12 protein-coding genes and 2 riboswitches are annotated in these 11,467 nt (G+C 66.3%); of the genes, 11 read left to right on the top strand and 1 reads right to left on the bottom strand.

The annotated features are described in order from the left end of the window. Positions 1 to 199: 199 nt before the first annotated feature. Positions 200 to 277: riboswitch (cyclic di-GMP riboswitch) on the top strand. A gap of 63 nt (positions 278 to 340) precedes the next feature. The 7 genes from FJX73_10920 to FJX73_10890 all read left to right on the top strand — a co-directional run bounded on the left by FJX73_10920 (position 341) and on the right by FJX73_10890 (position 5,212). Next, on the top strand, positions 341 to 1,156 hold the full coding sequence (locus FJX73_10920) for a sigma-70 family RNA polymerase sigma factor (GenBank protein ID MBM3471285.1): 816 nt from the start codon (positions 341 to 343) through the stop codon (positions 1,154 to 1,156). Between the two features lie 17 nt (positions 1,157 to 1,173). Then, entirely contained in the window at positions 1,174 to 1,533 is a 360-nt protein-coding gene (locus FJX73_10915; protein MBM3471284.1) for a dynein regulation protein LC7, read from the top strand. Positions 1,534 to 1,665: 132 nt separating this feature from the next. Next, positions 1,666 to 2,103: a type II secretion system protein gene (locus FJX73_10910; protein MBM3471283.1), complete on the top strand. Its 438-nt coding sequence runs from the start codon at positions 1,666 to 1,668 to the stop codon at positions 2,101 to 2,103. Further along, complete coding sequence (locus FJX73_10905) at positions 2,057 to 2,692, top strand: hypothetical protein (GenBank protein MBM3471282.1); 636 nt, start codon at positions 2,057 to 2,059, stop codon at positions 2,690 to 2,692. The genes FJX73_10910 and FJX73_10905 overlap by 47 nt, the downstream gene beginning before the upstream one ends. Positions 2,693 to 2,714: 22 nt before the next feature. Continuing rightward, entirely contained in the window at positions 2,715 to 4,214 is a 1,500-nt protein-coding gene (locus tag FJX73_10900) for a DUF4900 domain-containing protein (protein MBM3471281.1), read from the top strand. A 57-nt stretch (positions 4,215 to 4,271) separates the two neighbouring features. Further along, positions 4,272 to 4,787 carry a hypothetical protein gene (locus tag FJX73_10895; GenBank protein MBM3471280.1) on the top strand — a complete coding sequence of 172 codons (516 nt, stop codon included), beginning with the start codon at positions 4,272 to 4,274 and terminating at the stop codon, positions 4,785 to 4,787. Continuing rightward, on the top strand, positions 4,784 to 5,212 hold the full coding sequence (locus tag FJX73_10890; GenBank protein ID MBM3471279.1) for a hypothetical protein: 429 nt from the start codon (positions 4,784 to 4,786) through the stop codon (positions 5,210 to 5,212). The genes FJX73_10895 and FJX73_10890 overlap by 4 nt, the downstream gene beginning before the upstream one ends. Positions 5,213 to 5,250: 38 nt before the next feature. Here FJX73_10890 and gspE (FJX73_10885) read toward each other — a convergent pair whose 3' ends face one another. After that, positions 5,251 to 7,470: a type II secretion system protein GspE gene (gene gspE, locus FJX73_10885; protein MBM3471278.1), complete on the bottom strand. Its 2,220-nt coding sequence runs from the start codon at positions 7,468 to 7,470 to the stop codon at positions 5,251 to 5,253. Between the two features lies 1 nt (position 7,471). Then, positions 7,472 to 7,557: riboswitch (cyclic di-GMP riboswitch) on the bottom strand. A 116-nt stretch (positions 7,558 to 7,673) separates the two neighbouring features. On the opposite strand from gspE (FJX73_10885), the gene FJX73_10880 reads away from it, so the two are divergent. The 4 genes from FJX73_10880 to gspE (FJX73_10865) are packed head-to-tail and all read left to right on the top strand — an operon-like array spanning position 7,674 to position 11,464. Then, positions 7,674 to 9,251, top strand: coding sequence for a hypothetical protein (locus tag FJX73_10880; GenBank protein ID MBM3471277.1), 1,578 nt, complete (start codon positions 7,674 to 7,676; stop codon positions 9,249 to 9,251). Continuing rightward, positions 9,248 to 9,529 (top strand): MerR family transcriptional regulator, encoded by a 282-nt coding sequence (locus tag FJX73_10875; protein MBM3471276.1) that lies wholly within the window; start codon positions 9,248 to 9,250, stop codon positions 9,527 to 9,529. The genes FJX73_10880 and FJX73_10875 overlap by 4 nt, the downstream gene beginning before the upstream one ends. Next, on the top strand, positions 9,526 to 9,768 hold the full coding sequence (locus tag FJX73_10870; GenBank protein ID MBM3471275.1) for a hypothetical protein: 243 nt from the start codon (positions 9,526 to 9,528) through the stop codon (positions 9,766 to 9,768). The genes FJX73_10875 and FJX73_10870 overlap by 4 nt, the downstream gene beginning before the upstream one ends. Further along, positions 9,755 to 11,464 (top strand): type II secretion system protein GspE, encoded by a 1,710-nt coding sequence (gene gspE / locus FJX73_10865; GenBank protein ID MBM3471274.1) that lies wholly within the window; start codon positions 9,755 to 9,757, stop codon positions 11,462 to 11,464. The genes FJX73_10870 and gspE (FJX73_10865) overlap by 14 nt, the downstream gene beginning before the upstream one ends. Positions 11,465 to 11,467 lie beyond the last annotated feature (3 nt).

The following is an 11,467-nucleotide window of genomic DNA, read 5'->3' as shown; positions in this document are numbered from 1 at the left end:
TCTTCTAGCTCCTTCCACCCCCCGTGATCGCCTCTGAGGTCAAGCTCTTTCCCCTTACCCACGTGCCAGCAGGCACGCCATGGGTTCCAATGTCTGAACTGCAGGTAGAAGTTTGACACAGACCTTGCGCAAATGCTCTGGGTGGTCTATGATGCAGTATTACCGGACCCGCCCGCCGGGTTCGACAACTGAATACGAACCCCGAAAAGGGCAAACCCATCGCAAGGTGGGGGCGCAAAGCCTCGGGACCAGTGATGTGGTCGGCCGGGCTGCCGAAGGTGGGAACACGGTCCTCCTGGGGCAGCTCAGGAGGGCTCGGCGTTTTCAGGAGGCACTGGCGATGGCGGCACGGACCCCGCACCGCCCAGCAGAGGGACCGGGACCTCGGAGCGAAGATGGCTCCGGGTACGATGCCGTGGATCTCTTGATCCAGGAGCATGTGGACGCGCGCAGCCCGGACGCGCACGAGCGCATCATCGCCGCGTGCACCCCCCTGGTCCGGCGCATTGCCGCGGAGTTCGCCTACTCCGGTGTGCCCTCCGAGGACCTGATCCAGGTGGGCTACATCGGGCTGCTCAACGCCATCAACGGGTTCGATTCAAGCCGCGGCGCGAAGTTTGCCACCTACGCCAGCTACCTGATCCGCGGCGAGATCCGCCACTACCTGCGCGACCAGCGGGACACGATTCGCAGGCCACGCTGGCTCAACCGGCTCAATGCCCGCATTGAGGAAACCATAAACGCCCACGTCGGCGAGACCGGTCGCTTCCCGAGTCTCGAGGCCCTGGCGCGAGAGCTCAACATCGAGGAGGACGGGTTGCTCGAGGTCCTGCGTGCCAGGGAGGTCCTCCGCACCGTCTCGATCGAGCCCGACGAGGAAGGGGCCGATCTTCGGGTGGACCGCGATCGGATCCGGCACCGAACCCACATCAGCTTCCAGCTTCCCATTGAGGACCGGGTGATGCTGATGGAGGCACTGGAATCGCTGACCGCCCTGCAGCGCAAGGTCGTGTACTACCTGTTCTACACCGACCTGACGCAGATGGAAGCCGCCAAGCAGATTGGGATTTCACAGAAGCACGTGTCGCGCGTGCTTGCCGCAGCGCTGGGCAAGCTGCGCGGTGCGATCAACGCGCCCTCGCACGGGGCGCTGTAGGCCGCGGGAGGGAGACCATGATGTCGCAGTTGAAGGACGTGCTAGCGGACATGACCAGGGTTGACGGCGTGGTGGCCGCCATGATCGTCGGCCGGGACGGGTTCGTCGTCGAGGGGATGACCACGGAGGAGCGGGTGGACCTCGAGGCCCTGGCGGCAATCGTGGCCAGCAACATCTCGGCGGCCGACTCGATGGGCAAGGAGATTGGCCGCGGTGTGCTGCGCACCATGCTGCTGGAGTACGACGACGGCCCGGTGGCCGTCGGGCCGGCAGGGGCCGATGCCGTGATGGTGGTCGTGGGAACGCGGCAGGCCAACCTGGGGCGCATCCGCCTGGAGATGCGGCGCAACAGCCAGCTCGCCGCAGCGCTGGTCTAGCCATACCCTGGAACCCGCCCCCGCGCGCCGGCGGGAAGCGCCAGGTCTAGCCCCGAGGCGCCAGGTCTAGCCCCGAAGCGATTTGGGAAGTCCCCCAATGATGCCCTGGTTCCGCTGCGGGGGTGGATAGTCATGCGGCAGCAGCCGCAGGTTCGAGACGCTGGAGGCGAGAGCGGGTTCACCTACCTTGAGCTCCTGGTAGCGCTGGCGCTGTTTGCCGGCTTCTCGGTGGTACTCCTTCAGACCTTCATCATCGGGATGGCGCACGCCGGTCGGGCCAACGATCGCTCGGCCGCGACCACACTGGCCATCCAGGTGATGGAGCAGGTCCGCGCCAGCGTCAACCCCTACGAGATGGTGGGCTTCACGGACCTTACCCGATCTCCGCTACCGCTGCCGGACCCGTACACCGGCGTGACCAACCCAACCCCTCACACTTTCCAGGTGGCCGTGGACATCACCCTCAACGAGAACCTGCGGCTGACTACCGCCACGGTGCAGGTCTACAGGTTGACCGATCCCGATGGGAGCCCATTCGTTTCGCTCACGACCGTGCTCGATGATCAGTAGAGGCCTCGTTCAGTCGTTGCCTGCCTCCCTGCGCGGGGCCCGGGGCGTAACTCTGATTGAGCTGGTCGTAGCCCTGAGTTTGCTGACCCTCGTGCTGGGGAGCATCTTTGGTCTGGTGACGGTCGGCGGCAGGTCTGCCCGCACGACCAACGACTTCCTTCAGACCCAGGCCCATGTGCGGGCGGCCCTGGACAACATGGTGGATGAGATCCGTTGGGCGCAGTCCATCACGTGCGCGACCGCGACCGTGCTTACGCTGTTGGTCCCTCAGGACACGCCTTTCTCCCTGACCAGCCCCTATCGGGTAACCTTCGCGTACGACGCCGACGCCCACACGCTTACGCGCAGGGAGGATTCCGCGGGAATCGGCTGTCCCGATTCGACCGCAGGGAGGCCTCTGGCCCACTACATCGGAAGGGACGGCGGGCCCGACGGGCTGGCGTTCGAGTACTTCGATGCCACGGGTACTTCGCTTGGATCGTCGCCTGCCAGTCTCGAATCCATAGCCAGGGTGAGGATGACCGTGACCGCGGTTCGAGATCATGTCAGCCGTACATTCGCTGGAGACGCGGCGCTGCGCGCCCGGTAGCCACCGGAGGGGGTGAGAACACATGCTGCGCCTTTTCAGGCACGAACGCGGGATGGCGCTGTTCGCCGTCCTCACCGTGATCTTCATTCTCTCGCTCCTGGGCGCGCTCATCCTCTACCTGAGCGGCAAGGAGATGGGGCTGAGCGCGCTCCGGGTCATCGGCGCCCAGAGCATGTACATTGCCGAGGGCGGGGCCTTTTCCGGCCGCGGCGCGCTGATGGCGTTGATGGGTGCCGATCCGATCGGGCAATCCACGGTTGATCCTTCCCTGGACGGCGCCATCATGCTGGACTGGTACGCCGACGGGGTCCCAGATCAACAGAACGCGTTCCGCATCTTCGACTTCCTGGTCCTGGACGGGCTTCGGTTTACTTTCGCCGCGACCTCGGCCACGGAGATGCTGTCGTTCCACGTCAACTGGGGTCTACCCGAGCCCCACAGGAAGCTGCAGGCAGCTGCCGGGCTGCCGCCGTCCAACCCCCTCGGGGAAGGTAACTACTCGGCCACGGTCAACGTTCGCCGGCGCCTGGCGCCGCATCCCGACGACGTGAGCCAGCCGCATCGCTACGTCCAACGCGTCGGTGCGGACGAGTTCCAGTTCTTCTACACCTACGAGATCGTCAGCGACGGGCGGGTCAGCCCGCAGGCCCGGCGCCGGATCGCGCTGCGCGGCGACTACAGCATCCACATACAGAGGCAGAACTTCGCCCAGTACGCGCTGTTCTCTCATGTGCACCGCGGGCCCGGAGGCGAGTCGCTCTGGTTTGCCAACATGTCGTCTTACGACGGCCCTGTGCACACCAACACCGAGTTCCGGTTCGCCTACTTCCCGAAGTTCGGCACCCCGGACAGCCAGATCCCATGCGACGCGTCGCGTGCCAGGGCCACGCCGCTGACGAGCGCGTGGAACACGGCCTGGTTCTTCAACAGGGGGAGCCCGGTTCGGCGAACCGCGAATGAGAACGTGGTCAGCGGTCAGAGGCGTGACGCTCCGGTGCTCCCTGACTGCGACAGCAACTCCAGCAACGACCATGGCAACCTCCCGGCCAACTTCACCCGGGGAGTGGCGACGATCCCGATTCCCACCAACCCGTACAGCCAGAAGGGCGTCTCCATAGGTCGCGACCCGGCGGACACCACCGCGGTCTCCAACCTGCAGATCCGGGGCAGCATCCCCGAACTGCCGAACAACACGGACCCTGTTCCATCGGGCATCTACGTGCCCGTCCAGGACATCAACGGCAACGGCACATCGGACGTGGACGAGCCGCTTGCGGGCGGGATCTTCGTGCAGGGCAATCTCAACAGCATGACGCTGGGCATGACCGACAGCGGCGCATCGCCCGGTGCCTGCAGCCAGGGCCCGGGATCACCGGGCGGTTGCGCGGTCTACACCCTGGTCCAGGGAGGCCAGACCGTGACCGTGATCGTTGACCGAGTATCGCAGAGAACGACGGTCACCAACACGTCCTGGCCGGTCGTATCGCAGACGCGGGCGTTCGCCGGCGTTCCCAAGGGATAGCAGGGCCTGGGCAGCGCCAACGCCGGCATCATCTACGTCGAGGGAGCGATCCTTTCGTTGCGGGGCACGCTGGAAGAGAAGGAGCAGTCCACGATTGTGGCGTCCGGGCGGATTGACATCACCGGGCACATCCGCTACGAGGATCCGCCGGCCGTCACGGATCCCAACGACAACCCGCTCAACCTGCTCGGAATCTACTCCCCCAATAACGACATAAGGTTCCTCACAGATCCCAACGATCCGAACACATTCAACCTCGACGTCCACGCCGTGCTCATGGCCGGCAACCTGGCGGACGGGTTCAACAGCCGCGTGTTCAACGCCAACTGGAACGCCACTCCGCCGCGGGGCGTCATACGCCTTGTCGGCGGGCTCATCCAGGAATACCTCGGCGTCTTCGGGGTCATGAACACGGCAGGGCAACTCATCAGGGGCTACGGCTCCGAGTTCAGGTACGACCGTCGGATGAGCCGCGGGTTCTCGCCGCCCTACTTCCCGACGATAGACCGCTACCAGGTGCGCGCGCTCGACCTGGCAGGAGTGCGGCCGGTCTGGCGTGAGGGGTCTCCGTGAACGGGCGCGGCACCCGCGGCTTCGGCATGCTGGAGTTGGTGGTTGTGGCCATGCTCGTGGCCATACTCCTGGCGGCCGGTATGACGCAGTGGCAGGGGCACGTGGCACAGCAGCGGTTGCGCTACGGGGTGGCCCAGGTGGCCTCGGACCTCCGCCTGGCGCACGAGCGTTCCAAGGCCGAGCGGACTCCGTATACCGTGACGTTCACGGCCTCCGGCTCCGGTTACACTATAGTCCGCGAAGGTGGGGGGTTCAGCGAGAACGCGGTGTTGCCCGAGGGGGTGACGACCACGGCGGACCTGGTCGTCGCCTTCTCGGCCTTCGGCAGGCCGGATGCCGAGTGTACGGTCACCGTTCAGAATGCCGCGGGGACGGTCGCGGCCTCGGTGAACGCAGCCGGGGGCATTACCTACCAGGAGCCCTGAACCGGTAGCCCAGAACCGATAGCCCTGGGCCGACCGCCTCAGTCTGCCACGTAGACTACCCGCAGTATCTCGTCAATCGTCGAGATCCCGGCCATGACCTTCTCCAGGCCGTCGTCGCGCAGCGTGCGCATACCTTCGCGGATCGCCTGGGCCTTGATCTCGGTGGACGAGGCGCGCTGGACGATCATGTTTCGGATTGTGTCGGAGACGATCAGCAGTTCGTAGACGCCGATGCGCCCCCGGTAGCCGTTGCCCCGGCAGTGGTCGCAGCCCTGTCCCCTGTAGAAGACCACGCCGGGATCCAGGCGGGCGTCGGCGCCCAGCCGGCCGAGGGCCTCGGCCGGCGGCGAGTAGGCCACCTTGCAGCGGGGGCAGATGGTGCGGGCCAGGCGCTGCGCCAGCACCGCGATCACCGAGGAGCTTATCAGGAAACCCTCGATGCCCATGTCCACGAGCCGGGTGACGGCGCCAGCCGCGTCGTTGGTGTGAAGCGTGGAGAGGACCAGGTGGCCGGTCAGCGCGGCCTGCACCGCGATCTCGGCGGTTTCGCGATCGCGGATCTCGCCCACCATCACGATGTCCGGGTCCTGGCGGAGGATGCTGCGCAGCCCACCGGCAAAGGTCAACCCGGCCTTCGCGTTGACCTGGACCTGGTTGACCCGCCCCAGTTGGTACTCCACCGGATCCTCGATCGTAACGATGTTCCGGTCCAGGGTGTTCAGCTTGCCCAGCGTCGCGTAGAGCGTCGTGGTCTTCCCGCTGCCGGTCGGGCCGGTGACCAGCACCATCCCGTGGGGCTTGCTGACGGCGCCCTCCCAGAGGGCCAGGGTGTTGCTCTGGAAGCCCAGGCGCGGCAGGCCAATCTTGGTTGAGGACTGGTCCAGCACGCGCATTACGACCTTCTCGCCGAACATCGTGGGCAGCGTCGAGACACGCAGGTCTATGCTGCGTCCGTCGGCGATCAGGTGGATGCGGCCGTCCTGGGGCCTCCGCCGCTCGGCGATGTCCATCTCCGCCATGATCTTAAGGCGGGAAGCCAACGCGGCTTTGACGTGCTTGGGCGGGCTCATCACGTCCCGCAGAACGCCGTCCACGCGGTACCGGATCCAGATGCCCGCCCGCTGCGGTTCCACGTGGATGTCGCTGGCACCCTGCTTGACCGCCTCGTCTATAACCAGGTTGACCAGCTTGACCACGGGCGCCTCTTCGGTCAGGGCCTTGAGCTGTTCCAGCGAGGGGTCCTCCTCGCCGATCTCGACGGCGAAGTCGGGTACCGCATCCCTCATGACCCGTTCCATGATCGCGTCGCCAAACTGGTAGGTCCGATTGAGGGCCGAGGAGATGTCCTCCTCGGTGGACACGGCCAGGTCTACCTCGAGCCCGGTGATCAGGCGCACGTCATCCACCGCGATGACGTTGAGGGGATCCGCGATCGCCAGCAGCAGTCTTCCACCGCGCTTCTCGAGCGGCACGCACTTGTGGCGGACCGCCAGGGCGTGCGGGATCAGCTTGGCGATATCGGTGTCCACCTTGGTATCGGCCAGCCCCAGGTAGGGGTACCCCCACTGCTCGGCCATGCCGCGGGCCAGGTCGGCCTCGGTGGCCGTGCCCATCTCCAGCAGGACGTGCCCGATGCGCTCGCCTGTCCGCGCCTGGATCTCCAGCGCCTCGTTCAACTGCGACTCGTTGATGATGCCCAGACTCAACAGCACCTGGCCCAGGGTGCTGCCCTTTCCCGCGGTGCGGCCGCGCGGCGCCCGGGCTGCCGCGGCCGACGGCCCTGCTGTCGCTTCCGGCTCTGCCAAGGCGGCCGGTTCATCCGAGGCAGCCGCCTCTTGTGTGGTCGGGGGTTCGTCCGAAACGGGTGCCGCGGGGGCTACGGGGGGGTCGCCGAGCTTGGCCTGCACCTGGGGATCATTGGGCGATACCGCTGCTGCCTGCTGGTAGGCGCGCAGGACCTTGTCGGTCTCCCCGCGGGAGAGGTGCTTGTCCGCGGCGGTCAGGAGGGCCAGGCCGGTCTCGTGGCGGTCGTCCAGTGCCCGGTGTACGTCGGCCAGGTCCCAGTATATCCAGGGTTCGTTGGGGTCAAGGGCGATGAGTTGCTGGTATGCGTCGCGGGCTTCGGACCAGCGGCCGGTGCGGGCAAGCAACCTGGCGCGGCCGTAGGCCACGGCCCGCTCGAGGGTGAGGTTCTCGCCAGACAGCCCTGAGGCCGTCTTCAAGGCCGCCAGACCTGTCTCGTCGCTGGTCACGTCCATCACCGGCAACCCAGCCGGCCGGCGGCCTCTGCCGCCGGCCCCGTGGCTTTGCGTCCCCGGATCGCTCCGGGTTTGCCCTTACGGGACTAGTCCATCAAACTTCTGGGCATATTCTGACTTGCCCATCTACGAGATTGCAACGACAATATCACAGGGTGGGACCCGGCGCAAGACAGCGTCGCGGGAACTTCCGGGGAGGAATCGTGGAACTCTACCAGCTGGAAACTCGTTTCTTGAGCGGGCTGATCAGGGACCGGCACCTGCTGACGCTGGCGATGAACGAGGGCTTCCACGTTGACCAGCTCGTTTCGCCGCAGGCGCGCCGGCTGGCAAAAGCGACGATCGACGCGCACGCCGCGACGGTCGTGCTTGACGAGGCCGGGCTGCGTACGGAACTAATCGAACGCGGGCTCCTCACCCCTGAGATGGAACAGTACCTGGCATCGGTCCTGCTGCTCCCGCCGCCCAACGCCGGGGATCTGATGGCGTACGTCGAGGAACTCAAGGCCCGGGAGAGCCGCGATCTGCTGGCCCGCGTCCACGAGGCGTTCGGGTCATACCTCTACCGCCCGAGCCAGGGGCAGGCCGACATAGTGCAGTTCACGACAGAGGCGATCCACCAACTGCTCGAAATCCAGCGGCGAAGGACGCGCCGCCAGGTCGCGCCGATCTCGGAGATGCTCGGCCCCATGATAGACGCCAGGCCGGCGATGACGAACGGGCTCCTGGGGTACTCGATCAGCCCCTTCGACCGGCTCAACACCCTGCTCTCGGGCCTGCGCCGGGGTTTCTACTACGGGCTGGCCGGCGCCCCCCGCCGCGGTAAGACCAACTTCGCCCTGGACATGGCGGTGCACGTGGCCGCCAACCACAAGGTGCCGGTCTTGTTCTACACCTGGGAGCAGACCCGCCGCGTGCTGGCCGCCCGGCTGATTGCCAAGGAGGTGGGCATCAACCCCACCACGGTCCTGATGGGGAGCAACGGGGACGGCGAGTCCGTATCCGACAAGGTGGCCGCGGCCCGGGGCCCGCTGGGCCGGTACTCGCCGTATCTCTACCTGGTTGAGGCCGGTCGCAAGGAGACGCTGGACCGCATCCGGGCCCACGCCCACAACCTGATGCAGGAGTTCCAGACGCAGGACGTCGTGCTGTTCTTCGACTACCTCCAGAAGATCCCGCTCTCCGCCTACGTGGACGACTGGAAGGCCAGGACAGACATGGTCTCCACGGCGCTCGCCGAGCTCAGTCTTGAACTCAACTGTCCGGTCTTCGCGATCTCGCCCCTGGACAAGGAGGGCTGCCGCCTGGACGAGCGGCCGGCCGAGGAGACGGAGATCTTCAACCCGTTCAACCGGCCCACCATGCACCACAGCATGGGCAGCGGCGACCTGGAGTACGACCTGGACGTCGCCATGGTGCTGGCCAAGGACTGGAAGGCCACCTCCGACCTGCGGCAACTCATCGAGTCCCGGGCCAAGGCCGAGGGTTTCGACACCAGGGATCTGCCCAAGGTGGACATCCTGAACCTGTTCGTGGACAAGAATCGCGACGCGCCCGAGGCGGCCTCCAACATCGTTCAGTACGCGTTCTTCGTGACGCTGAACAAGCTCGTGGAACTGGACTACAAGATGGAGCAGGAATACCGGCCCGACTACCAGGGGTTCTCGAAGCTCCAGGAGATCTACTCGTTCCTGCGCGACCACGGGTTCCGGCCGCAGCGCGACGCGGTCGCAGCGCCGCGCGTGGGTGGGAACGGCGGAAGCGGAGGAAGAAGCCGATGATCGTGGACAAGTGCGCGCCCATCTACCCGATACGGACGGTGGCGCACCTGACGGGCGTCAACCCCAGGCGCATCCGCGCGTGGGAGGACCAGTACAACCTGTTCGCCCCGGCCCGCACAGGGGGAGGACACCGGCTCTACAGCGAAGAGGACGTGGAGCGCATCCGGTGGGTGAAGGCGATGGTCGAGCGGGGCCTGAGTCTGAAGGGCATCCAGCGGTTGGTAGAGCGTCCCCGGTCAGCCGAGCTGGCCGTGGAGGGAAGGGGAGCTGCCCGATGAAGGTGGAACTGGACCGCGAACAGGTAGTGATCTTCACACCGTCGCAGCGGATTGAGGGCGAGTTGCACCTGCCGTCGAGCGCCCGGCTCTCCGACCGGCTCAATCAGGCCAAGGATTTCCTTGCGATCACCTCTGCGCGGGTCTACTCCCTCGACGACCGGCTGCTCTACGAGACCGGCGTCGTGATGGTACACAAGGCGCACATCGTCATGCTGATGGAGAGGCATGAGGCCCTCTAGGAGCCCCGCGGCCCGCCGCCGGGTCCGTCTGGGTGAGATCCTGGTCGAAGCCGGGCTCATCACCAGCGCCCAGCTTGAACAGGCGCTGGCGGCCCAGAACGCGAGCGGCGACCGACTCGGCAAGGTGCTCGTCAGCCGCGGGCTGACGACCCAGGAGGCCATCTCCAAGGCCGTGGCCGGCCAGATAGGGATCGAGTTCGTCAGCGTGCAGGCGGTTGGGATTCCCGAGGAGGTGCTCACGGCCCTCCCCGAGGCCTTGATCCGGCGCTACCAGGTCATCCCGCTGCGCATCGAGGGAAACGCGCTTATCGTGGGGATGGTGGACCCGCTGGACGTGGTGGCCCTCGACGACATCCGGCGCGTGGTGGACCGCGACCTGATCCCTGCCGCGATTACGCCCGAAGGGTTCCAGCACGCCGTCAACCAGTACCCGGCGCTCGAGGGCACCCTGGATCAGGTCATCCAGGAGATCCGCCCCTCGGACGTGGGCGAGGAGGAACCCGGGCTAGACAAGCTGCGCGAGATCGTCGAGGACGCGCCGGTCGTTCGCCTGGTGAACCTGATGCTGGTCCAGGCGGTCCGCCAGGGCGCCAGCGACGTCCACGTGGAGCCGCAGGAGAAGCAGCTCCGCATTCGCTACCGTATTGATGGCACGCTCTACAGCGTCATGACCGCGCCCAAGCACGTGCAGGCCGCGGCCACCAGCCGCGTGAAGATCATGGCCAACATGAACATCGCCGAGCGGCGTGCCCCGCAGGACGGCCGCATCGAACTGCGCGTGGACAACCGCGAGATTGACCTGCGCGTCTCCAGCATTCCTACCGTGCATGGCGAGAAGGTGGTAATGCGGATCCTGGACAAGCGGGCGGCGCTGGTTGGCGTGGAGAAGCTCGGCCTGCTGGGTCCGGACCTGCCGCGGTTCGAGTCGCTGATCGTCAAGCCCTACGGGATCATCCTGATCACCGGCCCGACCGGCAGCGGCAAGACGACAAGTCTGTACGCGATCCTCAACCGGCTCAACAAGATTGACGTCAACATCATCACCGTCGAGGACCCGGTTGAGTACCAGCTCCCCGGCATCAGCCAGGTCCAGATCAACCCCAAGGCCGGCCTAACCTTTGCCACGGGCCTGCGTTCTTTCCTGCGGCAGGACCCCGACATCATAATGGTCGGCGAGATCCGCGACGAGGAAACCGCGCGGATTGCGATCAACGCCGCGCTGACCGGCCACCTGGTCCTCTCGACGCTGCACACCAACGACGCGCCCGGGGCCGTTGCCCGGCTGGCGGACATGGGCGTGGAGCCGTTCCTGGTGGCCTCTTCGGTCATCGGCGTGGTCGCGCAGCGCCTGGTGCGGCTGCTCTGCCAGCACTGCCGCGAGGCGTACACGCCCCCGGCGGAGGTGTCGGTGCGCTACGGTCTGGCAGGCCCGGACGATCCCCCGCCTGTCGTCTACCGGGCAAAGGGCTGCGACCGGTGTAACCACATCGGGTACAAGGGGCGCATCGGTCTTTTCGAGATCATGATGATGGACGACGCGATCCGCGCGCTGGTCGTGAAGGAGGCCTCCGCGGACGTCCTCAAGCACGCTGCGGTTTCCGCGGGGATGCGCACGCTGCACGGGGACGGCGTGGCCAAGGTGCTGGCCGGATTGACCTCGCTGGAGGAACTGCTCCGCGTCGTGTTCGTCGAATAGGGG

Source organism: Armatimonadota bacterium, assembly GCA_016869025.1.
Lineage (GTDB): Bacteria > Sysuimicrobiota > Sysuimicrobiia > Sysuimicrobiales > Humicultoraceae > VGFA01.
This window is presented reverse-complemented; position numbering and strand designations above follow the sequence as displayed.